The organism is Curtobacterium sp. Curtsp57, from assembly GCF_047324335.1.
Lineage (GTDB): Bacteria > Actinomycetota > Actinomycetes > Actinomycetales > Microbacteriaceae > Curtobacterium.
The window spans coordinates 2,831,789-2,854,703 of record NZ_CP168511.1; the positions used below are offsets into that span (position 1 = coordinate 2,831,789).

At 70.1% G+C, this 22,915-nt stretch carries 22 protein-coding genes; 18 read left to right on the plus strand and 4 right to left on the minus strand.

Annotated elements, in window-relative coordinates; genetic code table 11:
- Window positions 1-27 precede the first annotated feature (27 nt).
- Window positions 28-480, plus strand: coding sequence for a tRNA (adenosine(37)-N6)-threonylcarbamoyltransferase complex ATPase subunit type 1 TsaE (tsaE, locus tag ACEN9V_RS13525; protein ID WP_413603062.1), 453 nt, complete (start codon window positions 28-30; stop codon window positions 478-480).
- Window positions 481-556: 76 nt separating this feature from the next.
- The gene (locus ACEN9V_RS13530) at window positions 557-1,243 is read left to right on the plus strand and encodes an SGNH/GDSL hydrolase family protein (protein WP_413600730.1); all 687 of its coding nucleotides are present in this window, start codon (window positions 557-559) and stop codon (window positions 1,241-1,243) included.
- A gap of 4 nt (window positions 1,244-1,247) precedes the next feature.
- Here the strand turns inward: ACEN9V_RS13530 and ACEN9V_RS13535 are convergent, their stop codons facing one another.
- On the minus strand, window positions 1,248-2,000 hold the full coding sequence (locus tag ACEN9V_RS13535) for a glycoside hydrolase family 16 protein (RefSeq protein ID WP_413600731.1): 753 nt from the start codon (window positions 1,998-2,000) through the stop codon (window positions 1,248-1,250).
- A gap of 293 nt (window positions 2,001-2,293) precedes the next feature.
- On the opposite strand from ACEN9V_RS13535, the gene ACEN9V_RS13540 reads away from it, so the two are divergent.
- The 5 genes from ACEN9V_RS13540 (at window position 2,294) to ACEN9V_RS13560 (ending at window position 6,807) form a co-directional block, all read left to right on the plus strand.
- Window positions 2,294-3,691: a hypothetical protein gene (locus tag ACEN9V_RS13540; protein WP_413600732.1), complete on the plus strand. Its 1,398-nt coding sequence runs from the start codon at window positions 2,294-2,296 to the stop codon at window positions 3,689-3,691.
- Between the two features lie 94 nt (window positions 3,692-3,785).
- Window positions 3,786-4,394, plus strand: a complete 609-nt coding sequence (gene tsaB / locus ACEN9V_RS13545; RefSeq protein ID WP_402727233.1) for a tRNA (adenosine(37)-N6)-threonylcarbamoyltransferase complex dimerization subunit type 1 TsaB — start codon at window positions 3,786-3,788, stop codon at window positions 4,392-4,394.
- Complete coding sequence (rimI, locus tag ACEN9V_RS13550) at window positions 4,391-4,930, plus strand: ribosomal protein S18-alanine N-acetyltransferase (RefSeq protein WP_413600733.1); 540 nt, start codon at window positions 4,391-4,393, stop codon at window positions 4,928-4,930. The genes tsaB and rimI overlap by 4 nt, the downstream gene beginning before the upstream one ends.
- Window positions 4,923-5,972, plus strand: coding sequence for a tRNA (adenosine(37)-N6)-threonylcarbamoyltransferase complex transferase subunit TsaD (gene tsaD / locus ACEN9V_RS13555; protein WP_402727231.1), 1,050 nt, complete (start codon window positions 4,923-4,925; stop codon window positions 5,970-5,972). The genes rimI and tsaD overlap by 8 nt, the downstream gene beginning before the upstream one ends.
- A gap of 67 nt (window positions 5,973-6,039) precedes the next feature.
- Window positions 6,040-6,807 carry a DUF4190 domain-containing protein gene (locus tag ACEN9V_RS13560; protein ID WP_413600734.1) on the plus strand — a complete coding sequence of 256 codons (768 nt, stop codon included), beginning with the start codon at window positions 6,040-6,042 and terminating at the stop codon, window positions 6,805-6,807.
- Here the strand turns inward: ACEN9V_RS13560 and ACEN9V_RS13565 are convergent.
- On the minus strand, window positions 6,800-7,993 hold the full coding sequence (locus ACEN9V_RS13565; RefSeq protein ID WP_413600735.1) for a THUMP-like domain-containing protein: 1,194 nt from the start codon (window positions 7,991-7,993) through the stop codon (window positions 6,800-6,802). The two genes, ACEN9V_RS13560 and ACEN9V_RS13565, sit on opposite strands and share 8 nt — an antisense overlap.
- 147 nt (window positions 7,994-8,140) lie before the next feature.
- Between ACEN9V_RS13565 and groES the strand changes: the two genes are divergently transcribed.
- The gene (groES, locus tag ACEN9V_RS13570; protein ID WP_056121496.1) at window positions 8,141-8,437 is read left to right on the plus strand and encodes a co-chaperone GroES; all 297 of its coding nucleotides are present in this window, start codon (window positions 8,141-8,143) and stop codon (window positions 8,435-8,437) included.
- Window positions 8,438-8,551: 114 nt separating this feature from the next.
- Window positions 8,552-9,493: an EamA family transporter RarD gene (gene rarD / locus ACEN9V_RS13575; RefSeq protein ID WP_413600736.1), complete on the plus strand. Its 942-nt coding sequence runs from the start codon at window positions 8,552-8,554 to the stop codon at window positions 9,491-9,493.
- 152 nt (window positions 9,494-9,645) lie between these two features.
- Here the strand turns inward: rarD and ACEN9V_RS13580 are convergent, their stop codons facing one another.
- Window positions 9,646-10,974 carry an ABC transporter substrate-binding protein gene (locus ACEN9V_RS13580; RefSeq protein ID WP_413600737.1) on the minus strand — a complete coding sequence of 443 codons (1,329 nt, stop codon included), beginning with the start codon at window positions 10,972-10,974 and terminating at the stop codon, window positions 9,646-9,648.
- A 293-nt stretch (window positions 10,975-11,267) separates the two neighbouring features.
- Window positions 11,268-12,770, minus strand: coding sequence for an IMP dehydrogenase (guaB, locus tag ACEN9V_RS13585; RefSeq protein WP_281265968.1), 1,503 nt, complete (start codon window positions 12,768-12,770; stop codon window positions 11,268-11,270).
- Between the two features lie 342 nt (window positions 12,771-13,112).
- Between guaB and ACEN9V_RS13590 the strand changes: the two genes are divergently transcribed.
- The 9 genes from ACEN9V_RS13590 (at window position 13,113) to ACEN9V_RS13630 (ending at window position 22,911) form a co-directional block, all read left to right on the plus strand.
- Complete coding sequence (locus tag ACEN9V_RS13590; protein ID WP_413603063.1) at window positions 13,113-14,465, plus strand: branched-chain amino acid ABC transporter permease; 1,353 nt, start codon at window positions 13,113-13,115, stop codon at window positions 14,463-14,465.
- Window positions 14,466-14,477: 12 nt separating this feature from the next.
- The gene (locus tag ACEN9V_RS13595) at window positions 14,478-15,464 is read left to right on the plus strand and encodes a branched-chain amino acid ABC transporter permease (RefSeq protein ID WP_281265967.1); all 987 of its coding nucleotides are present in this window, start codon (window positions 14,478-14,480) and stop codon (window positions 15,462-15,464) included.
- The gene (locus tag ACEN9V_RS13600) at window positions 15,457-16,467 is read left to right on the plus strand and encodes an ABC transporter ATP-binding protein (RefSeq protein WP_413600738.1); all 1,011 of its coding nucleotides are present in this window, start codon (window positions 15,457-15,459) and stop codon (window positions 16,465-16,467) included. Before ACEN9V_RS13595 ends, ACEN9V_RS13600 begins: the two co-directional genes overlap by 8 nt.
- Entirely contained in the window at window positions 16,464-17,288 is an 825-nt protein-coding gene (locus ACEN9V_RS13605; protein WP_413600739.1) for an ABC transporter ATP-binding protein, read from the plus strand. Before ACEN9V_RS13600 ends, ACEN9V_RS13605 begins: the two co-directional genes overlap by 4 nt.
- A 146-nt stretch (window positions 17,289-17,434) precedes the next feature.
- Window positions 17,435-17,611 (plus strand): hypothetical protein, encoded by a 177-nt coding sequence (locus ACEN9V_RS13610; RefSeq protein WP_281265965.1) that lies wholly within the window; start codon window positions 17,435-17,437, stop codon window positions 17,609-17,611.
- A gap of 20 nt (window positions 17,612-17,631) precedes the next feature.
- Window positions 17,632-18,753 (plus strand): GuaB3 family IMP dehydrogenase-related protein, encoded by a 1,122-nt coding sequence (locus ACEN9V_RS13615; RefSeq protein WP_413600740.1) that lies wholly within the window; start codon window positions 17,632-17,634, stop codon window positions 18,751-18,753.
- Between the two features lie 65 nt (window positions 18,754-18,818).
- Window positions 18,819-20,687 carry a glycerol-3-phosphate dehydrogenase/oxidase gene (locus tag ACEN9V_RS13620; RefSeq protein ID WP_413600741.1) on the plus strand — a complete coding sequence of 623 codons (1,869 nt, stop codon included), beginning with the start codon at window positions 18,819-18,821 and terminating at the stop codon, window positions 20,685-20,687.
- 62 nt (window positions 20,688-20,749) lie between these two features.
- Window positions 20,750-22,297 (plus strand): histidine ammonia-lyase, encoded by a 1,548-nt coding sequence (gene hutH, locus ACEN9V_RS13625; protein WP_413600742.1) that lies wholly within the window; start codon window positions 20,750-20,752, stop codon window positions 22,295-22,297.
- Between the two features lie 80 nt (window positions 22,298-22,377).
- Window positions 22,378-22,911, plus strand: coding sequence for a cation:proton antiporter regulatory subunit (locus ACEN9V_RS13630; protein WP_144760467.1), 534 nt, complete (start codon window positions 22,378-22,380; stop codon window positions 22,909-22,911).
- Window positions 22,912-22,915: the final 4 nt, after the last annotated feature.

Genomic DNA, 22,915 nt, shown 5'->3' on the forward strand with positions numbered 1-22,915 from the left:
GACACCACCGTCGCGGGGACCGACGACATGGGCGCACTCGGCGCCCGGATCGCCGCGGTCCTGCGCGCCGGCGACCTCGTCGTGCTGACCGGGCCGCTCGGCGCCGGCAAGACGACGCTCACCCGCGGACTCGGTGCGGCGCTCGGCGCGCGGGGCCAGGTGTCGAGTCCGACCTTCGTCCTCGCACGGACGCACCCCACGACGGCCGGGCCCGACCTGGTGCACGTCGATGCCTACCGGCTCTCTGACCCCCTCGAGCTCGACGACCTCGACCTCGACTGGGACGGTGCGATCGTCGTCGTCGAGTGGGGGCGTGGGTTCGTCGACGGCATCGGCGACAGCGTGCTCGACGTCGAGATCGTCCGCGCGACCGGTGCTGCGACGCTCGATCCTGACCTCGACCCCGACGACGTCCCCGACGAGCCCCGCCGTGTCGTCGTCACTGCCACCGGTCCGCGCTGGGCGGGCGTGACGCTCTGATCAGCGACCTGATGAAGGTCCTGCGTGTTCCGGTGCCGGGCGATCACGATCCGATGACGGTGGCTACCGTGGACGCATGCAGATGCGCCGGGTCCTCGTCGTCGCCGCCGGGGTCGCGGTCGTCGTGGTCGCGCTCGGGGCGGCGCACTCGATCCGTTCAGAGGCCTCCGGTTCCGGCACCGCGTCGCCGACCGCATCAGCGCAGCGCGTCGCCACCATCGGCGACTCGATCATGGCCGGCTACGGCCTGGACAGCGAGGACCTGGCGTGGCCCGCGGTGCTCGCCGCGAAGGAGCACTTCGCCCTCACGAACGTCGCGTGCAGCGGTGCCGGCTTCATCAACGACGGCGACGCCTGCAACACCCACTACGACGGACTCGTGTCCCAAGCGGTCGCCGCGAAGCCGACGCTCGTCATCGTGCAGTCGTCGGACAACGACATGGGCGAGAGCGCCGCGGACATCCAGCGGGCGACCTCCGAGACGATCGAGGACCTCCACTCGGCGCTCCCGCACGCCGAGATCGTCGGACTGAGCACCCTGTGGGACCAGCCGGGGAGCATCCCGGACGAGGTCTCGGTGAGCTCCGACGCGCTCGAGGCCGCGGTGACCGCCGTGCACGGCGAGTACGTCGACATCGGGCAGCCGATCGCCGACGGGCACGGTCTGCTGCAATCGGACAGCGAACACCCGACGGTCGCCGGGCAGCGGGTCCTGGCCGCGGCGATCGGGACGGACCTGCGGAAGGCCGGCGTCGAACTCTGACCCGTCAGGGCTTGTAGTCGTACGTCGTGACCCAGTCGATGTTGAGGTGCCCGGTCGCGCCCCAGTTGCCGGTCTGGAACATGTACCGGTGCGCCGTCTTCGGGACGTCCTTGGTGACGGTCTGGACGACACGGTTGTCGACGAAGTAGGTGACGGACTTGTTCGGGATCCACTCGATCGAGTAGGTGTGCCAGTCGCGCCAGGACACCCGGGCGGATGCACTGGTGGCGTTGAACTCCGCCCCGGCCGTCATCGAGTGCTGGTAGGAAACCGGTGCGGCTTCGAAGTTGCCCTCCGGGTAGTCGATCTCGCCCTCCGACCAGACGTTCGACGTCGGCCAGAGCATGAACGCCGCGCCGTTGCCGGTCGCGCCGCTCGCCTTGGCGCGGACGGTGAACTTCCCGCCGACGTGCGACCACGCCCCGGACGGTGTCCCGAACGTCCCCGCAGCCCCGTGCTTCCCGTCGAGGGTGACGTCCATGATCCCGCCGTGCGCGCTGATCTGCGTGCCGGACCAGTACTTGCCGTCGCCCATCCCGTCCGGGTACGGCTGCCACGACTTCGCGTAGGTCTTCGCGAACTGACCCCCGGCGGAGGCCTTCGTGCTGAAGCTCTCGCGGAAGGTCTGCTTGAACTTGCCGATGTTCCCGATGGGCACCTCGGCGTGTGCGACCGAGTCGCTGCCGATCGGCACCGCGACGAGTCCAGCGGTGAGGACGACGGCCGCGAGGACGGCTCTGATGGTGCGTTGCTGCATGCGCTGGCGCTCCCTGTGGATGCGGGCCGACCCGGACGGCCCGCATCGACCCCTGTCGGCCGCCGGAGTCGATCCGACAGCGTCGCGTTGTCCCCAGAGCGAGGGGTCGTCCTTGCGGGACTCTCAGTCTCGACACCGTCTTCCCAGCTTCGCGCGCTGCTCATGACGGATCCCGGGGCCAGCCTGTACCCATGACACCAGGGGAGGCGTCGGTTCCACGACGCAAGCGGTTCTCGTTCTTCAGGCTCATGGGCGGCGTCGCCGTCGGAGCACTGGTCATGGCAGGGGTTGCCGTGACCACCACCACATCGGCCTCGGCGGCGTCGGGTGGCAGCGGCGCGCTGTCGTACGCGGCGATCGAGGGGTTCTGGATCGACGCCGGCGGCACGGCGGCATCGGCGAAGACCGCAGCGGCCATCGCGATCGCCGAGAGCGGCGGCAACCCCGGGGCGATCCAGCAGGGGGTCGGCTACTGCGGTGCCGGCAGCGACCGTGCCGGGTGGGGGCTCTGGCAGATCACCTGCGGGGACTCCGTGCCGCAGTACGGCCAGGACTTCCAGATGCTCGACCCGTGGAACAACGCCGAGGCGGCCTTCGCGAAGTACGTCGACGCCGGGGAGAGCTTCTCGCCGTGGACGACGTACACGAACGGCTCGTACTCGTCGTACGTGCAGTCCGTCGCGCCGGCGTTCATCGCCGATCCCGGTCAGTGGACGCCTCGGGGTACCGCTCCGGCAGGGACGCACAACTCGTCGCAGCCCGGCGTGACGTCAGGGCCCGGCATCCCGAACGCGCCGACGCCGTCCGCGTCCTACGTCACCGCGGCGCACGTGAAGTCGACGGGGCTGTGGAGCGTCACGGCGAGCAAGGCCGCGACGTCGTTCCCGGTCGGAGTGGCTTCCGGTACCAGCCCGGCGATCGCGGCCCAGGGGAGCGGCTACGTCATCGCGTTCCAGGCGACCGGCGGTGACCTCTGGTCGATCACGTCGGGCGGTGCGGCGACGCACTTCCCGGTCGGCATGAAGGCCGGGACCAGCCCGTCGATCATCGCGACCTCCGGCGGCGGGTACGTCATCGCCGTGCAGACGAACTCCGGCGACCTGTGGACGATCACGAACACGAAGGCGGCGACCGCCTTCGACATCGGGATGGCCGCTGGGACGAGCCCGTCCATCGTGGCCACGTCCGGCGGGTACACGGTCGCGGTGCAGACCAACACGGGCAAGCTCTGGACCGTCACGAACACGAAGGCCGCCACGGCGTTCGACGTCGGGATGGCCGCTGGGACGAGCCCGTCCATCGCAGCGACGTCCGGTGGGTACACCGTGGCCGTGCAGACGAACACGCACGTGCTGTGGACGATCACGAACACGAAGGCCGCCACGGCCTTCCACATCGGGATGGAAGGCGGCACGAGCCCGGCGATCCTCGCGACCTCGGGCGGGTACGTCGTCGCGGCGGAGGCGAACAACGGCGACCTGTGGAGCGTCACGAACACGAACGCCGCGACGCACTTCTCCATCGGCATGGCGACCGACTCGAGCCCGTCCATCGCGGCGGTGGGGAGTGGGTACGTCATCGCGGTCCAGACGAACTCGAGTGACCTCTGGACGGTGACCAACACGAACGCTGCGACGGCGTTCGGCGTCGGCCTCGCAGCGGGGACGAGCCCGGCGATCCTGCCGCGCTGACCCGAATGGTCCCGAGCGGGGCTGCCCGACGCGACTCCCGTCGTGTCGAGCAGCCCCGCTCTCGTTCACCGGGCCGGACGCCTACGATGGACGGGTGCTGCTCGCCATCGACACGTCCGCCGGAACGAGCGTCGCCGTCGTCGATCCGGAGACACGACAGGTGCTCGCCGAGCGTTCGACGGAGGACACCCGTCGGCACGCCGAGGTCATCGGCCCCTTCCTGCAGGGGGTGCTCGACGACGCGGGGATCACCGCCGCCGACGTCACGGGCGTCGTCGCGGGGATGGGTCCGGGTCCGTTCACCGGTCTGCGTGTCGGCATCGCGGCCGCACGGACGTTCGCCGCGGCACGCGGCGTCCCGTTCCTGCCGCTCGTCAGCCACGACGCCGTCGCCGCCGAGCACGACGGCCCGCTGGTCGTCCTGACGGACGCCCGCCGACGCGAGGTCTACTGGAGCGTCCACGACCAGACCGGCGCGCGCACCGCAGGTCCCGGACTCGCCAAGCCGGCGGACCTGGACGACGTGCTGGGAGCCTCCAGTCGGTTCCGGCGGGTCACCGCCGTCACGATCCCGGCCGGGAGGCTCGGCTCGCTCGCCGCGGACCGGCTCGCCTCCGGCGGTTCCTTCGCCGACGACACCCCCCTCTACCTGCGCGACCCCGACGTCACCATGCCGGGCGCGCCCAAGCGGGTGAAGCAGTGAGCGCCTCCGGCGGGCGCCTGCCCGACGGGCTGCGCCTGCGGCGCGCCCACCCGCAGGACCTCGACGACGTGATGTGGCTCGAGCACGCCTCGTTCCCGACCGACGCCTGGTCGGCGTCGCAGATGTCCGGCGAGCTGTACTCGCCGCACGGGTACTACGTCGTCGTGGAGACCGTCGACGACGGCGCCCCGACGGTCGTCGGGTACGCGGGACTGTCGTCGCTCGCGGGCAACCCGGTCGCCGACGTGCAGACCATCGCCGTGTCGGCCGAGCACCGCGGCAGGGGCATCGGCCGGGCACTCTTCACCGAGCTCCTCGACGAGGCTCGTCGTCGCGCGGTGGAGGAGGTCTTCCTCGAGGTCCGCGCCGACAACCCCGTCGCGCAGGCGATGTACACGGCGTTCGGGTTCGAGCACATCGCCACCCGCCCGCGGTACTACCAGCCGGACGGCGTCGACGCGTGGGTGATGCGAGCGACGCTCGCGCCCACGAGGCAGGGACCCGGCCCGATCGGACAGGAGACGCTCGATGCGTGAACCGCTGGTGCTCGGCATCGAGACGAGCTGCGACGAGACGGGCGTGGGCATCGTCCGGGGCAGCACCCTGCTCGCCAACGTCATCGCGTCGAGCATGGAGGAGCACGCGCGCTACGGCGGCGTCGTGCCCGAGGTCGCCGCTCGTGCGCACCTCGAGGCGATGACCCCGACGCTGGAGCAGGCGCTGTCGCAGGCGGGTGTCACGCTCGACGAGCTCGACGCCGTCGCGGTCACCGCGGGGCCGGGGCTCGCCGGCGCGCTCATGGTCGGGGTCGGTGCGGCGAAGGCGCTCGCCGTGGCCACCGGCAAGCCGCTCTACGGCGTGAACCACCTGGTCGGGCACGTCGGGGCGGACGTCCTGCGCGCCGACGGCAGCGCGATCGAGCTGCCGACCGTGGCGCTCCTGGTGTCCGGTGGGCACACGTCGCTGCTGCTCGTGCGCGACCTCGTCGGTGACGTCGAGCTCCTCGGTGAGACCATCGACGACGCCGCGGGAGAGGCGTTCGACAAGGTCGCGCGGCTCCTCGGGCTGCCGTACCCGGGTGGGCCGCAGATCGACCGGGCTGCGGCGGACGGCGACCCGAAGGCGATCCGGTTCCCGCGGGGGCTGACCCTGCCGAAGGACATGGCGGCGCACCGGTACGACTTCTCGTTCTCGGGGCTGAAGACCGCCGTCGCGCGGTGGGTCGAGCGCTGCCGTGACGAGGGGCGCGAGGTCCCCGTGGCCGACGTCGCCGCCTCGTTCCGCGAGGCCGTCGTCGACGTGCTCGTCACCAAGGCCCTCAACGCCTGCCGTGACACCGGGGTGGACCGGCTGCTGCTCGGCGGCGGCGTCGTGGCGAACGCGCGCCTCCGCGCGGTCGCGATCGACCGCTGCGCCGCAGCCGGGGTCGAGCTCCGCATCCCCCCGCTCGACCTCTGCACCGACAACGGGGCGATGATCGCGGCCATCGGTGCGCGACTCGTCGCCGAGGGGCACGCGCCGAGCGACCTCGGCATCGCCGCGGACTCGACGCTGCCGGTGACGACCGTCCAGGTCTGAGCCCGACCCCCGCGCTTGTGGGAGGATCGGGAGCGACGGCCGCACGGGTCGTCGGGAGGGGTGCAACGTGTCCGATCAGAACCAGTGGCCGAAGCCGGGCGAACAGCAGCCGGACGGGCAGCAGCCGGCGTCGCAGGACCCGACCGCATCGGCACCGGCCCCCGGGTCGGCGGCGGAGCCGAACGGGTACGGCCAGGACACGCAGCAGCCGAACCCGTACGCGCCGCAGCAGCAGCAGCCGCCGCAGCCGCAGCCGCAGTACGGTGCTCCGGAGCAGCCACAGTACGGTGCGCCGCAGCAGAACCCGTACGGCGCTCCCCAGCAGCCGCAGTACGGCGCTCCGCAGCAGCAGAACCCCTACGGCGCCTCGCAGCAGCCGCAGTACGGCGCACCGCAGAACCCGTACGCCGCATCCGCCCCCGGGTCGGCCCCGTACGCCGGGCAGGGCGCTCCCGGTTCCGCGCCGTACGCGAACCCCTACGCCCCCGCCGGCGTGTACTCGAACGCCGGGTACCAGCCGTACGCGCAGCGCCCGAAGACGAACATCCTCGCGATCCTGTCGATCGTGTTCGGTCTCGGTGCGATCCCGTTCTTCTTCATCGCGATCCTGCTCGGCCCCGCCGGTGCGATCCTCGGGCACGTGGCGCTCGGCAAGATCAAGCAGAACGGCGAGCAGGGCCGCGGCCTCGCACTGACCGGCATCATCGCCGGGTGGGTGATGACCGGCGTGTGGATCCTCTGGATCGTGGTCGTCGTCTTCGCGATCGGCCACTCCGGCGGCGGGTACTACGACGACAACTACGACTACGGCTCGACCGGCGCGTTCATCAGCTGAGGCGCTCGCAGAGGATCGCCGTGTGGCGGCCCTCGAGCCGGGTGAGCACCAGGGTCACCCGGCCGGACCCGCCGCGCAGCCGCAGTCGCTTCCGGAACTGGGCGGGGTCGACGTCCACGCCGCGCTTCTTGATCTCCACCGTGCCGATCCCGTCCGCGGCGAGCCGTGCCGCGAGCTGCTTCTCGTCGAGGGGCATCGTGTCCAGCACCCGGAAGCCCTGCGCGAACGGCGTGGTCACCGCACGTGAGGACGTCACGTACGCGATCCCGTCGGAGAGCATGTGCCCGTCGATCGACCGCGCCAGGTCACCGATCAGCCGCGCCCGGATGACGGCGCCGTCCGGCTCGTAGAGGTACTCGCCGATCGGCCCGACCGGCTCGTCCTCGGAGTCGTCCGCTGCGGTCAGCTCCGCGATGCCGTGCGGCCCGATGACGGTGGCCGCGCGCCGGATGCCAGGGCGTGCGAGCGGCCCGAACCAGAGTGCGAGCTCGACGACCTCGCGGTCGACGGACGTCCACTGTGCTTCCGCGGTGTCCGGGACGAGGTCACGGTCGATCCCGGGGCCGAGCTTCACCCCGGTCGGCGTGGTCGTCGCCGCCGCGAACACGGTGTCCAGCGACGGCGACCAGTCGTCGGGGTCGGCGAGGCGTCGCGTGTTCGCGTGGCCGGCAGTCCGTCGTGCGGGGTCCATCCAGACGCCGTCGACGCGCGACAGGTCGAACGAGGCCGCGTCCCCGAGCTCCACGCGGGCATCGGACCACGGCGAGAGGTTGTACGTGGCGACCGCCGCCGTGACCTCGTCGCGGTCGACCGCCGTCACGTCGAGGTCGAGCGCCGCCATCGCCATCGCGTCCCCGCCGATGCCGCAGCCGAGGTCCGCCACCCGACGGAGCCCCGCCGCGGCGAAGCGTCCGGCGTGCTGGGCTGCGACGGACAGCCGGGTGGCCTGCTCGAGCCCGGCTTCGGTGAAGAGCATCCGCGACGCGAAGTCGCCGAACTTCCCCCTGGCCTTCTGCCGGAGCTTCGCCTGGGTCAGCACGGCGGCGACGAGCCCGGGATCGTGCCCCTCCGCCCGCAGCCGGGAGACGACGCGGACGATCTCACCGTCGTCGGAGACGCTCGGCGTACGGTCGAGCAGCGCCATCCCGTCCGGGGTCAACAGCTGGGCGAGATCGGCGGCGTCCATGAGACGATCCTGTCATCAACGGATGCGCTGGCACTCGGATTGACCGAGTGCCAGCGGCCCCCTACAGTTGGACTTGGCACTCTCGTGTGCGTAGTGCCAACCGGTTTTCATCTGTACCGAGTCAGTACCGAGAAAGAAGAGGTCACCGTGGCCGTCACCATCAAGCCGCTCGAAGATCGCATCGTCATCCGTCAGGTCGAGGCGGAGCAGACCACTGCTTCGGGTCTCGTCATCCCGGACACCGCGAAGGAGAAGCCGCAGGAGGGCGAGGTCGTGGCCGTGGGTCCGGGTCGCATCGACGACAACGGCAACCGCGTCCCGCTCGACGTCGCCGTCGGCGACAAGGTCATCTACTCGAAGTACGGCGGCACCGAGGTCAAGTACTCGGGCGAGGACCTCCTGGTCCTCTCGGCTCGCGACGTCCTCGCGGTCATCGAGCACTGAACCCCGCTCCACGAACGAACGCCCCGTCAGCTCCCGGCTGACGGGGCGTTCGCCGTTCCGGCCTGGAGGTTCGGGGCACGTCGTCGTGTCGGCGCACGTCCGTACCATTGGTCCGTGACCGAGCGCGTGGCCAGGAGCGAAGCATCCGTCGGGGTCGTGCAGGCGATCGTCGCCTACGGGCTCTGGGGACTCATGCCGCTGCTCTTCGCGGCGATGGCCCCGGCCGGCGCCTTCGAGATCGTGGCCTGGCGCATCGTCTTCGGGCTGGGGTTCTGCGTGATCGCGATCGCCGTGACACGGTCGTGGCTCCGGACGCGGTCCCTGCTCGTCCAGCGTCGGGTGATGGGGGTCATGGCGATCGCCGCGGTGCTCATCGTCGTGAACTGGACCGTGTACGTCATCGCGACGACGACGGGCCACACGGTCGAGGCCGCGCTCGGGTACTTCATCAACCCGCTCGTGACGATCGCGCTCGGCGTCGTGCTGCTCCGGGAACGCCTCCGTCCGGCGCAGTGGACCGCGGTCGGCATCAGCGTCGTGGCGGTCGTCGTCATCGCCGTCGGGTACGGCCAGATGCCGTGGATCTCGCTCGCGCTGGCGTTCTCCTTCGGGCTGTACGGCCTGGTGAAGAAGCGCGTCGGCGGCACCGTGGACGCGCTCTCCGGCCTGACGATCGAGACGATGTGGCTCACACCGCTCGCGGTCGGCGCGTTGGTCGTGCTCAGCATCACCGGGATCGGCGGCGGCATCACGTTCGGCAGCGAGGGCTGGGTGCACGCGCTGATCATGATCGGGGCGGGCCCGGCGACGGCGGTGCCGCTGCTGCTCTTCGCGTCGTCGGCCAGGCGGCTGTCGCTCTCGACGCTCGGGCTGACGCAGTACCTGACGCCCGTGATGCAGCTCGTCGTGGGCGTGACGATCCAGCACGAGGCGATGAGCACCTCGCGGTGGATCGGCTTCGGGATCGTGTGGTGCGCCCTCGTGATCCTGTCCGTGGACTCGTTCACCGCCGCGCGCCGCGCCCGACGTGCCGTCCTGCCGGCCGCACCCGCCTGACGGACGCACCCCGAGCCTCCCGTCCGGCCGCCTGTCCTGTCCTGTCGTCCTGTCGTGCCGCGTGCCGCGTGCCGCGTGCCGTCGTTCCGCGAAAACGACAGTCCCCGGCAGGAACCCTGCCGGGGACTGTCGCTTTCGCGGGTGCGGTGGTGTTACTTCGCGACCGAGCCCTGGATCGCGCTCTGGTACTGCGGCTTGTTGTCACCGTCGAACTTGTAGATGCCGATGTAGGCGGTCGACGGGTCGTTGTTCTTGTCGAACGGACCGATGCCGGACGGACCCGTGTAGTGGATGTCCTTGCCGTCGTCGAGGAGTGCCTTGCAGTCCTTGAACGTCGAGCACTCGGTGCCGCCGTCCGCGCCGGAGACCGCAGCCATGTTGGCCTGGATGGTCCCGGAGTCGGTGCCCTTGCCCTTCACCGCGGCGAGAGCGGCGAGGGTGGTTGCGTCGTAGGACTCGGCTGCGTACGAGTAGTCGGTGAGCTCCTTGCCCGACGACGTCTTGTAGTAGTCGACGAGGCGCTGCTTCAGTTCGTCCTTCGGCGAAGCACCGGGGATCGTGCCCTGTGCACCCTCGAGTGTGCCCGGGTCGAAGTCCTTCGAGTAGTCCGCCGTGTTGCCGTCCGACATGTAGATCTTCGCCATGTCGGCGTTCTGCGACTTCAGCTCGGGGATGATCGACTTCGTCTCGTCGAACGCCAGGACGACGATCGCGTCGGGCTTGGTCGCGAGCGCGGCCGTCACCTCGGACGAGAACGTGGTCTGTCCGGGCGGGAACTCCTGGCCCTTGCCCTTGCCGCCGTAGACGACCTGGCCACCAGAGGCCTCGACGGCCTTCTGGACCGAGTTGCGGAGGCCCGTGCCGTACGTGTCGTTGAAGACCAGGAACGCGACCTTGGCGTTGCCGTCGCCCGTGATGAGCTGGCCGAGCGCCGAACCTTGCACCGAGTCCGGCGGAGCGGTCCGGTAGTAGTACGACGAGTAGCCCGAGAGGTCGGTCGCCGTGTTGGCCGGCGAGATCTCCACGATGCAGTTGCTCGTGAGCTGGTCGATCACGTTGAGCGTCACCGAGGACGACTCCGCGCCGATCGCGACCGGGACCTTCGCGTTGACGAGCTTCGTCGCGGCGGAGCTCGAGACGGTCATGTCGGTGCTGTCACCCGAGTCCGTCTGCGGCTCGATCGTGACGTCCTTGTCGAGCACGCCGCCGGCGGAGTTGATGTCCTCGACCGCGAGGCCGACACCGGACTCGGCGGGCGGGTTGAGGTACGCCAGCGAGCCGGTGAGCGGCAGGATCGTGCCGATCTTCAGCGCGTCGGTGCCTGGTGACGACGGTGCCTTGCAGCTCGACGCCGGGTCCTTCTTCGCTGCCGAAGCCGACGACGACGGGTCGGCGCTGCCGGCCGTGGAGCACGCCGCGAGCAGCACCGCTGCCGCTCCCGCCAGTGCCAGCGCCGTGGTGACGCGGGTGGTTCTGATCATCCGTGGAACCCTTTCTCGGCACGGAGGCTGAGCCGCATCGGGTCGAGTGCGACGCCTCCGTGTGGGGATGCGAGCAAAAGTAGGGTCCGGGTGTTTCGCCCGTGTGACGGGGCGGTACGCAAACTGTTTCGTTACCGAGCCGTGACAGAAGCTGTGCGTCTCCACGGGTTCGCGGCTGGTGCGGTACACCCGCCGGCATGCCCCCCGAACGCGAGACGCCCCCGTCCCCCTGGGACACCGCCGGATTCGGCGGTGTCTTCAGGGAACGGGGGCGTCTCGGAGGCCCGAGTGTGTCAGCTGCGGTAGTTCGGCGCCTCGACGACCATCTGGACGTCGTGCGGGTGCGACTCCTTGAGCCCGGCCGGCGTGATGCGGACGAACTTGCCGCGCGCCTTGAGCTCGGGGACCGTGCGGCCGCCGACGTAGAACATCGACTGCCGGAGCCCGCCGACGAGCTGGTACACGACGTTCGCGACCGAGCCGCGGTACGGCACCTGGCCCTCGATGCCCTCCGGCACGAGCTTGTCGTCCGAGGGGACGTCGGCCTGGAAGTACCGGTCCTTCGAGTACGAGGTCTTCTTGCCGCGGGTCTGCAGCGCGCCGAGGGAGCCCATCCCGCGGTACGCCTTGAACTGCTTGCCGCCGACGAACACCAGGTCGCCGGGGGACTCGTCGGTGCCGGCGAGGAGCGAGCCGAGCATCACGGTGTCAGCGCCCGCCACGAGGGCCTTCGCGATGTCGCCCGAGTACTGCAGCCCGCCGTCGGCGATGACCGGCACGCCGGCTTCGCGTGCGGCGAGGGACGCCTCGTAGACCGCGGTGACCTGCGGCACACCGACGCCGGCGACGACGCGGGTGGTGCAGATCGAGCCGGGGCCGACACCGACCTTGACGGCGTCCACACCGGCGTCGATGAGCGCCTGCGCTCCTTCACGCGTGGCTGCCTGGCCGCCGATGACGTCGACACCGTCGAACGCGGGGTCGGCCTTCAGACGACGGACCATGTCCAGCACGCCGGCGCTGTGGCCGTTGGCGGTGTCGACGACGAGCACGTCCACGCCCGCTTCGAGCAGGGCGGTCGCGCGCTCCCATGCGTCGCCGAAGAAGCCGATCGCCGCACCGACGCGCAGCCGTCCGGCGTCGTCCTTCGTGGCGTCCGGGTACTTCTCGCTCTTGTCGAAGTCCTTGACGGTGATGAGCCCGCGGAGCTTGCCGTCGGCGTCGACGAGCGGGAGCTTCTCGATCTTGTGCTGGGCGAAGATCGCGACGGCGTCGTCCGGGTCGATGCCGACCTGCGCGGTGATGAGCGGCGCCTTGGTCATGACGTCGCGCACCAGCGTGGTCTGCTGCTCGAACGGCGCCACGAACCGCATGTCACGGTTGGTGATGATCCCGACGAGGGTGCCGTCGCCCTCCACCACGGGGAGGCCGGAGACGCGGAACTGTCCACAGAGCGCATCCACCTCGGCGACGGTGGCGTCCGGGTTGGTGGTCACCGGGTTGGTGATCATGCCCGACTCGGAGCGCTTGACCTTGTCGACCGCAGCGGCCTGGTCGGCGATCGACATGTTGCGGTGCAGGATGCCGATGCCGCCCTGGCGCGCCATGGCGATCGCCATGCGTGCCTCGGTGACGGTGTCCATCGCCGCGGAGAGCAGCGGGACGTTGACCGTGATCCGCTTGGTGAGCCGGGACGCGGTCGACGCCTCGCTCGGGATGACGTCGGTGTACCCCGGCAGGAGCATGACGTCGTCGTACGTGAGTCCGATGAATCCGAACGGATCCGGCTGGTCCATGGGTCCCCTTCGTGGGCGAGTGAAGTGGTTTCAGACACCGGGAACGCAGCTGTGGGTTCCGGATAGACCATGCTAACGCGCGCGACGGGGCGCGCATTCCGGATGGGCCCGGGCCTGGAGGCTCGGTGCGGGCCCGCCTCGGAGCTCCCTGCACAGCATCACAGTTCCGGCACGAATTCCACAGGGAACGAGATGGAAACACGGGTGACACAAAATCCCCATAGGTTCCTCGGCATCCGAACGAGAGGCTCTTCCGTGGGATCCATCACTCCTGCGGGATCTGCGCTGCTGCGCCGATTCCGCCCCGGTGCGCCAGGTCGTCGCCGACTGGTGCTCGTCGTCGTGCTCGTCGCGGCCTTCCTGGCGACCTTCTTCATCGACTGGGCCGTGACCCTCCCCGCACAGGGAGCCACGACCGCGGCCACGGCGAGCGCGACGCCCAGCGCGTCCGCCAGCACCGCGCCGTCCAGCACCCAGCCCTGCACCGTCAGCCCGACCAACGGCTGCATCCAGGGCACCATCCTCGACTCCGAGCGGAAGCCGGCCGAGGGCGTGGACGTCGACGTGACCGGCCCGAGCGGCTTCACCGCGACGTCGACGACGACCGACGCCGGCCGCTGGTCCGTCAGCGTCCCGGCCGCAGGGCAGTACTCGGTGACCGTCGACCAGGACACGCTGCCGAAGGGACAGTTCCTGACGAACGCGGCCGACGCGAAGCGCACCGTACAGGCGAACCTCAACGCCAACGCCGGGCAGATCTTCCAGCTGTCCGACCAGCAGGGTGCGACGACGAGCGATGCCTCGACGAGCGTCACAGCGGCGCGGGCCTGGCAGCAGTTCGTGTCCGGCATCCGGCTCGGGCTGCTCCTCGCGCTCGCGTCGATCGGTCTCTCGCTGATCTACGGCACGACGGGCCTCTCGAGCTTCTCGCACGGTGAGCAGGTGACCCTCGGCGGGCTCCTCGCCTACGTGTTCGCGAACCAGCTCGGCATGAACGTCTGGCTCGCCGGCGTCATCGTCGTGGCCCTCTGCGCGGCGACCGGGTACTTCCAGGACATGGTCATCTGGAAACCGTTGCGCCGCCGACGGATCAGCCTGACGCAGCTGATGATCGTCACGATCGGTCTGTCGATCGCGGCGCAGTACGCGTTCCAGTACTTCTTCGGGGCCTCGACGGTCCGCATCCAGCAGAGCAACCCCGCGACGGTGACGTTCGCCGGCGTGACGCTGACGGTGCAGTCCTACGTGGCGATGGGCATCGCGCTCGTCGTGCTCGTCGCGACCGGACTGTTCCTGGCGAAGACGCGGTTCGGCCGTGCCACCCGAGCGGTGTCCGACAACCCGGCGCTCGCGTCGGCGTCCGGCATCGACGTCGACCGGGTCATCCGGTTCGTATGGACGCTCGCCGCCGGGCTCGCCGGACTGTCCGGCGTGATGCTCGGCCTCGTGCTCAACGGCGTGAACTGGCAGACCGGCCTGCAGCTGCTCCTGCTCATGTTCGCCGCCGTGACCCTCGGTGGTCTCGGCACGGCCTACGGCGCGCTCGTCGGGTCGATGATCATCGGCGTCGTCGTCGAGCTCACGAACCTGGTGCTGCCCGGTGACTTCAAGTACGCCACGGCACTCGTCATCCTCATCCTCATCCTGCTGTTCCGGCCGCAGGGCATCTTCGGTCGCGCCGAGCGGATCGGTTAAGGGAGCGCCGTCATGGACTACATCGTCAACCTCCTCAGCGCACTGACGCAGGAGGCACTCGCGCCCACCACGGCAGCGTTCGCGCTCGCCGCGATCGGGCTGAACGTGCACTTCGGGCTCACCGGGCTCGTGAACATGGGGCAGGCGGCGTTCCTGCTGCTCGGCGCCTACGGTTTCGCGATCTCGATCACGAACGGGCTGCCGTTCGGGATGGCGGTCCTCGTCGCACTGCTCGTGGCGATCGTCTTCGCGATCATCCTCGGCATCCCGACGCTCCGGTTGCGGGGCGACTACCTGGCGATCGTGACGATCTCCGGCGCGGAGATCATCCGCATGGTCGGCAGGTCGAGTCTCCTCACGACGACGACGGGCGGATCGAACGGCATCGCCGGATCGGCCTACCGCGACCCGTTCAACGCGCTGAGCTTCCTGCCGGACGGCACGACCACGATCCTGTGGTTCACGTACTCGAACAACGGCGTGAACGGCTGGTGGATCCGCATCGTCGGGTGGGGGCTCGTCGCCCTCTTCACGCTCGTGCTCTTCCTGCTCATGCGCAGCCCGTGGGGCCGCGTCGTGAAGGCCATCCGCGAGGACGAGGACGCGGTGCGCTCCCTCGGCAAGAGCGTGTACTCGTACAAGATGCAGGCGCTCGTCTTCGGTGGTGCGCTCGGAGCGCTCGCCGGGGTCATCTACGTCCTGCCGAGTTCGGTGCAACCGGACGCGATGGGTCGCTCGATGACGTTCTTCATCTGGACCGCGCTCATCCTCGGCGGCGCGGCGACGGTGTTCGGGCCGGTGCTCGGTTCGGTGCTGTTCTTCGTCGTCCGGCTCGCGATCAGGACGCTCGCGAGCGACTTCATCCCCAACTCGATCATGAACGCGCAGCAGGCGGAGCAGTTCTCCTACGTCCTCGTCGGCGTCGCGCTCATGCTGCTCATCGTCTTCCGTCCACAGGGACTCCTCGGGAACAAGAAGGAGCTGACGTTCAGTGTCTGAGACCTCCACGAGCACCGTCGCGCACACGCCGGGCGCCGCGAAGCCCGACGCCATCCTCACCGTCGACAACATCACCAGGAAGTTCGGCGGCATGACCGCCGTCGACGTCGACCACCTCGAGGTCCAGCGCGGCTCGATCACCGCGTTGATCGGGCCGAACGGTGCCGGCAAGACGACGTTCTTCAACCTCCTCACCGGGTTCGACAAGCCATCGAGCGGCAAGGACGCGAGCTGGGTCTTCAACGGCAAGACCCTCGGCAACACCGGTGCCGCCAAGGTGGCCCGGGCCGGCATGGTCCGCACCTTCCAGCTCACCAAGGCGCTGTCGCGGCTCACGGTGATGCAGAACATGCTGCTCGGCGCGAAGGACCAACCCGGCGAGAACTTCTTCGCCGCGCTGATCGCACCGGTCTGGCGCCGCCGTGAGCGGGAGATCACCGCGAAGGCCGAGGAACTCCTCGCCCGGTTCAAGCTGCTCGAGAAGAAGGACGACTACGCGGGATCGCTCTCGGGCGGCCAGCGGAAGCTCCTCGAGATGGCCAGGGCGCTGATGTCCGACCCGACGATGATCATGCTCGACGAGCCGATGGCCGGCGTGAACCCGGCGCTCACCCAGTCGTTGCTCGGGCACATCCAGTCCCTCCGCGACGACGGCATGACCGTGCTCTTCGTCGAGCACGACATGCACATGGTCCGGCACATCTCGGACTGGGTGGTCGTCATGGCCGAGGGGCGCGTCGTCGCCGAGGGGCCGGCCGGCACGGTGATGGACGACCAGGCGGTCATCGACGCGTACCTCGGGGCGCACCACGACACCGACCTCGGCGACGACTCGCTCCTCACCGAGGAGACCTACGAGGAACTCGCCGAAGAGGTCGCCGAGGAGGACGCCGAGGGCGCTGCCGACACGGCGCCGCCGACAGACGCGACGGCGCCACCCGCAACGGACACGACAGCAGACAGCACGGCGGACCCCGCCGACGACGGGAAGGCGACCCGATGACCGACGCGACGAACGGGGCGGAACCGACCCGTGCCTCCAGTCCGACCGGCGGAGCGCAGGCCGGCGGAACCGGGACGGCCACGCTGGAACCGGTGATGCGTGCCAGCGGCCTGGTCGCCGGGTACCTGCCGGGGGTGAACATCCTGAACGGCTGCGACCTGGACTGCTACCCGGGTGAGCTCATCGGCATCATCGGCCCGAACGGAGCCGGCAAGTCGACGCTCCTCAAGGCGCTGTTCGGGCTGGTCTCCGTGCGGGACGGCTCGGTGACGCTGCAGGGCGAGGACATCACCAACATGAAGGCGAACAAGCTCGTGCAGGCGGGCGTCGGGTTCGTGCCGCAGACGAACAACGTGTTCCCGTCGCTGTCCATCGAGGAGAACCTGCAGATGGGGATCTACCTGCGGCCGCGGAAGTTCGCCGAGCGGCTCGAGGTCATCTACGACCTGTTCCCGGTGCTCGGGCAGCGTCGTGGCCAGCGCGCCGGATCGCTCTCCGGCGGCGAGCGGCAGTCGGTCGCGATGGCCAGGGCCCTGATGATGGACCCGAAGGTGCTGCTGCTCGACGAGCCGTCCGCCGGGCTGTCCCCGGTGCGCCAGGACGAGACGTTCATCCGCACACGCCGGATCAACAAGGCCGGAGTGTCGATCATCATGGTGGAGCAGAACGCGCGACGCTGTCTGCAGATCTGCGATCGTGGGTACGTGCTCGACCAGGGGAAGAACGCGTACTCGGGCACCGGGCGTGAGCTCGCCGACGACCCGAAGGTCATCGAGCTCTACCTGGGGACGCTCGCGAAGGACGTCGACGCCGCTCGCTAGCGCGAGTCGGGGTCGACATGCCGGTGCCGCTGTGGGGGCGGTACCGGCGACCGAGAGGGGTCGTGCGAAGTCGCTTCTGCGCCGCACGGCCCCTCTCCCAGCCTGGAGGCTCGGCTCGGCTCCGCCATGCGGGTAGCGTTCCGCAGGTGGAACGCGTCTCGAGCATCGCGATGGACATCCTGGTCTGGGTCGTCTTCGCCGTGCTCTTCGTCGGTGCCGCACTGCTCGTGAAGGTCGCGGCGGCGCTGCTCGTCGTGCTCATCGTCCTGGCGCTCGCACTCGGCCTGACGCTCCGCATGCTCCGCCGACGACGCGCGCGGTAGGCCACCGGTAGGCTTGCCGGGTGAGTGAAGTCGAGATCGGTGCAGGCAAGCGCGGACGTCGGGCGTACGCGTTCGACGACATCGCGGTGGTCCCCTCGCGGCGCACGCGTGACCCGCGTGACGTGAACGTGCAGTGGTCGATCGACGCCTTCACCTTCGAAGCGCCGATCCTCGCCGCGCCGATGGACTCCGTCGCCTCGCCGGCGACGGTCATCCAGATGGGCAAGGCCGGCATCCTCGGTGTCCTGGACCTCGAGGGGCTCTGGACCCGGTACGAGGACCCGGAGCCCTACTACGCCGAGATCCGTGCGCTCACCGACGGCAACGTCACGAAGCGCATGCAGGAGATCTACGCCGAGCCGGTCAAGGCCGAGCTCATCACCGCGCGGCTCGCCGAGATCCGTGCCGCCGGGGTCCCGGTCGCCGGGTCGCTCAGCCCCCAGCGCACGCAGGAGTTCTCCCAGACCGTCGTCGACGCCGGTGTCGACCTGTTCGTCATCCGCGGCACCACCGTCTCCGCGGAGCACGTGTCGCAGAGCACCGAGCCCCTCAACCTCAAGAAGTTCATCTACGAGCTCGACGTCCCCGTGATCGTCGGCGGTGCGTCGACCTACACGGCCGCCCTGCACCTCATGCGGACCGGTGCCGCCGGTGTGCTCGTCGGGTTCGGCGGCGGCGCTGCCTCCACCACCCGTGCCGCGCTGGGCATCCACGCGCCGATGGCCACCGCGGTCGCCGACATCGCCGGCGCCCGCCGTGACTACATGGACGAGTCGGGTGGCCGCTACGTGCACGTCATCGCGGACGGCGGCCTCGACACCGCCGGCGACGTCGTCAAGGCGATCGCGATGGGTGCCGACGCCGTCATGCTCGGCACGGCACTCGCCCGTGCGGCCGAAGCCCCCGGCGGCGGGTTCCACTGGGGGGCCGAGGCGCACCACCCGGAGCTGCCGCGCGGCCGCCGTGTCGAGGTCGGCACGATCGCCCCGCTCGAGAACATCCTCAACGGCCCGACCCCGACGTGGGACGGCCGCGCGAACATCGTCGGGGCGCTGCGTCGCTCGATGGCGACGACCGGTTACTCCGACGTCAAGGAGTTCCAGCGAGTAGAAGTGGTCGTGGCGCCGTACCACCAGCAGTGACGGTGGCACCCGTGCAGCGCGGGTGACGCTCCGGCGCCGCTCGCAACGGCAGCGCGGAGGCGATGATGGCAACGACGGTCTCGGGCAAGAAGGCACCGACCGGAGCATTCGGCACGGCGGGGTTCGACCCCCGGGCGAAGCTCGGACCGGACGAACGCGCGGCCGCGATCGAGGTGCTGAAGACCAAGGAGCTGGACGTCCTGGTCGTCGGCGGCGGGATCGTCGGTGGTGGGAGCGCGCTCGATGCGGTGACCCGCGGCCTGAGCGTCGGCATCGTCGAGGCCCGTGACTGGGGATCCGGGACGTCCAGTCGCTCGTCGAAGCTCGTCCACGGCGGCATCCGCTACCTCGAGCAGCTGAACTTCGGGCTCGTCCGAGAGGCCCTCATCGAGCGCGGCCTGCTGCTCCAGCGCATCGCGCCGCACCTCGTGAAGCCGGTCCGGTTCCTGTACCCGCTGAACCACCGCGTGTGGGAGCGCTTCTACATCGGCATCGGCATGGCGATGTACGACGCGTTCAGCTGGTCGGGTGGGCGCCCGCCCGGTGTCCCGCACCACCGACACCTCAGCCGCACGCAGGTGCTCCGCTCGATGCCGTCCCTGAAGAAGGACGCCTTCGTCGGGGGGATGACCTACTACGACGCCCAGGTGGACGACGCCCGCTACGTGTCCTCACTCGTCCGGACGGCTGCGTCCTACGGCGCCCACGCCGCGTCGCGCATCCGCATCGAGGGGTTCATCAAGGTCGGCGAACGAGTCGTCGGCGCACACGCGCACGACATCCAGACCGGCGAGAAGTTCGACATCAAGGCCAAGCAGGTCGTCAACGCGACGGGTGTCTGGACGGACGACACCCAGGCGATGGTGGGCACGCGGGGGCAGTTCAAGGTGCGGGCGTCGAAGGGCGTGCACCTCGTCATCCCACGCGACCGCTTCCAGTCGAACATGGGCATGATCCTCCGCACCGAGAAGAGCGTGCTGTTCGTCATCCCGTGGGGACGGCACTGGCTCGTCGGGACCACCGACACCGACTGGTACCTCGACAAGGCGCACCCGGCAGCCACCGCGGCGGACATCGACTACATCCTCGAACACGTCAACAAGGTGCTCCGCGTCCCGCTCACCCGCGAGGACGTCGAGGGCGTCTACGCCGGACTCCGGCCGCTGCTCGCGGGGGAGTCGGACCAGACGTCGAAGCTCAGCCGCGAACACGTCGTCGCGCACACGGTGCCGGGGCTCGTGGTCGTCGCGGGTGGCAAGTGGACCACCTACCGGGTGATGGGCAAGGACGCCATCGACGAGGCGGTGGCCGCGATGGACGGCAAGATCCCGGCGTCGACGACCGAGGACATCCCGCTGCTCGGTGCCGAGGGGTACCCGGCGGCGTGGAACAAGCGCGGACGCACCGCCCGCACCTTCGGGCTGCACAAGGTCCGCGTCGAGCACCTGCTCAACCGGTACGGCACGCTCACCAGCGAGGTGCTCCAGCTCGTGAAGGAGGACCCCGCGCTCGCCGAGGCGCTCCCGGGTGCGGACGACTACATCGGCGCCGAGGTCGTGTACGCGGCCTCGCACGAGGGAGCACTCCACCTGGAGGACGTCCTCGCCCGCCGGACCCGCATCTCCATCGAGGCGTGGGACCGTGGCGAGTCGGCGGCTCCCGTGGCGGCCAAGCTCATGGCCGGTGTGCTCGGGGACCAGGAGCAGACCGAGGCCGAGGTGTCGAACTACCTGAAGCGCGTCGCCGCCGAGCGGGCCTCGCAGCTCGAACCGGACGACGCGTCCGCTGACCGTGTGCGTCTCGAAGCGCCGGACATCGCGTTCGGGTTCGAGGAGGACGACGTGGTCGTCGGCGGCGGGCGGAGCGAGGGCACCGAGGGGGCGACGGCGAGCGACGAGCAGGTCGTCGGCGAGAAGACCACCGAGCCGAAGTAGTCGCGGAGGCGGTCGGGTGCTTCAATTGCTGTACCGGGTAGCCGGTACAGCAAAGGAGCACCATGACCGTCATCGCGTCTCGTCCCGTCTCCGTCGACATCGGCGCCCTCGACCCGGCTGACGTCGTCGCCGTGGCACGGCACGGTGCCCTCGTCGAGCTCAGCCCGGCGTCCCTCGTCGCGATGGCCGACAGCCGCGCGGTGATCGAGGCGCTGGCCGACGACACCGCGCCGCACTACGGGGTCTCGACGGGGTTCGGCGCACTCGCCACGAAGCAGATCCCGTTCGACCGACGGAAGCAGCTGCAGGCGTCCCTCGTCCGGAGCCACGCCGCGTCGAGCGGTCCGGCGATCGAGGACGAGGTCGTCCGTGCGCTCATGCTCCTGCGGCTCTCCACCCTGGCGACCCGTCGCACCGGGGTCCGGCCGGACGTCGCGCTGACGTACGCGTCGCTGCTGAACGCCAGGATCACGCCCGTGATCGGCGAGTACGGCAGCCTGGGCTGCTCCGGCGACCTCGCACCGCTGGCGCACTGTGCGCTCGCCGCGATGGGCGAGGGCGAGGTGCGGGTCGACGGCGTCCCGATGCCGGCCGCCGATGCGCTCGCCGCTGCGGGCATCGAGCCACTCGTCCTCCGCGAGAAGGAAGGCCTCGCGCTCATCAACGGCACCGACGGCATGCTCGGGATGCTCCTCCTCGCGCTGGCAGACCTGCGGGACCTCGTCGCCACCGCCGACCTCGCCGCCGCCATGAGCGTCGAGGGGCTCGCCGGGACGGACACGGTGTTCGCCGCCGATCTGCAGGCGCTCCGGCCGCACCCGGGGCAGGCGCGGTCGGCAGCGAACATGCGCGCCGCCCTCGACGGGTCACCCGTCATCGCCGCACATCGCTCGTCCGGCTTCACCCGGGTGCAGGACGCCTACTCGCTACGGTGCGCACCCCAGGTGCACGGTGCGGCGCGCGACACCCTCGACCACGCGGCGCTCGTCGCCTCGCGTGAGCTCGCGTCGGCGGTCGACAACCCCGTCGTGACGATCGACGGGCGTGTGGAGTCGAACGGCAACTTCCACGGGGCGCCGATCGGCTACGTGCTCGACTTCGTCGCGATCGCGGTGGCTGACGTCGCGAGCATGTCGGAGCGACGGACGGATCGGTTCCTGGACGCGAGCCGGTCCGGAGGGTTGCCGCCGTTCCTGGCGAACGACCCCGGCGTGGACTCCGGGCACATGATCGCGCAGTACACCCAGGCCGGGATCGTCTCCGAGCTGAAGCGGCTCGCGGTGCCGGCGTCGGTGGACTCGATCCCGACGTCTGCGATGCAGGAGGACCACGTGTCGATGGGCTGGGGCGCCGCGCGGAAGCTCCGTCGCGCGGTCGACGGACTCGGGCGTGTGCTCGCGATCGAGATCATGACCGCGGCTCGGGCGGCGGACTTCCGCGGGGAGTCGTCGGCACCCGTGACCGGCGCGGTCCGGGCCGCGCTCCGGCAGCGCGTGGCCGGTCCTGGCGACGATCGGTGGTTGGCGCCGGAGATCGCCGCGGTCGTCGAGCTCGTCGTCGACGGAGCGCTCCTGACTGCTGCACGGGACGCGGGAGCCGACGTCCGCTGACCGCGCGATGCGATCTCCACAGATGGAATGCGCCGGGGCCATCGGTGGTTAGCATGGGCGTACTCGAAAAGGGAGCCATCATGGTCGACGTTCACCGCGTCAAACTCCCCGGAGTCGGCGTGCTGCACAGCTTCTACACCGACGACGGTGGCAAGTGTGGTGTCATCACGCACCGGTCGGGACACTCCGACCTCATCTCCTTCGCGGACGTCTCCGACGGCGCCGACAAGTCGGAGAAGGTGTCGCTGCGCCTCAGCGAGGACGAAGCGCACACCCTCGCCGAGCTGCTCGGCGGGACCCGCATCACCGAGGGGCTCGACAAGCTCGACGAGATCCCCGGGCTGTCGATCGACTGGTTCTCGGTCGACTACGACGACGCGATCGCCGGTAAGCCGCTCGGCGACCTGCACGACTCGGGCTTCATCGGCCTGACCGTCGTGGCCGTCGTCCGTGGCGACAGCGCCAACCCGGCGCCGTCACCGGACTTCGTCGTCTTCCCGGGTGACACGATCGTCGTCGCCGGCGCTCCCGAGAAGGTCGCGAAGGCCTTCTCGTTCTACCGCAGCGGTGAGCTCGCGGCGGCAGCAGCTGCCGAGGCCCCGCCCGGAAGGTAGCGCG

Coding starts and splice junctions, on each gene's coding strand:
- tsaD (WP_402727231.1), top strand. CDS start 4,923: ATGCGTGAACCGCTGGTGCTCGGCATCGAGACGAGCTGCGACGAGACG.
- tsaE (WP_413603062.1), top strand. CDS start 28: ATGGGCGCACTCGGCGCCCGGATCGCCGCGGTCCTGCGCGCCGGCGAC.
- ACEN9V_RS13630 (WP_144760467.1), top strand. CDS start 22,378: ATGGTCGACGTTCACCGCGTCAAACTCCCCGGAGTCGGCGTGCTGCAC.
- ACEN9V_RS13620 (WP_413600741.1), top strand. CDS start 18,819: ATGGCAACGACGGTCTCGGGCAAGAAGGCACCGACCGGAGCATTCGGC.
- ACEN9V_RS13595 (WP_281265967.1), top strand. CDS start 14,478: ATGGACTACATCGTCAACCTCCTCAGCGCACTGACGCAGGAGGCACTC.
- ACEN9V_RS13605 (WP_413600739.1), top strand. CDS start 16,464: ATGACCGACGCGACGAACGGGGCGGAACCGACCCGTGCCTCCAGTCCG.
- hutH (WP_413600742.1), top strand. CDS start 20,750: ATGACCGTCATCGCGTCTCGTCCCGTCTCCGTCGACATCGGCGCCCTC.
- ACEN9V_RS13565 (WP_413600735.1), bottom strand. CDS start 7,993: ATGGACGCCGCCGATCTCGCCCAGCTGTTGACCCCGGACGGGATGGCG.
- ACEN9V_RS13530 (WP_413600730.1), top strand. CDS start 557: ATGCAGATGCGCCGGGTCCTCGTCGTCGCCGCCGGGGTCGCGGTCGTC.
- ACEN9V_RS13580 (WP_413600737.1), bottom strand. CDS start 10,974: ATGATCAGAACCACCCGCGTCACCACGGCGCTGGCACTGGCGGGAGCG.
- ACEN9V_RS13535 (WP_413600731.1), bottom strand. CDS start 2,000: ATGCAGCAACGCACCATCAGAGCCGTCCTCGCGGCCGTCGTCCTCACC.
- guaB (WP_281265968.1), bottom strand. CDS start 12,770: ATGGACCAGCCGGATCCGTTCGGATTCATCGGACTCACGTACGACGAC.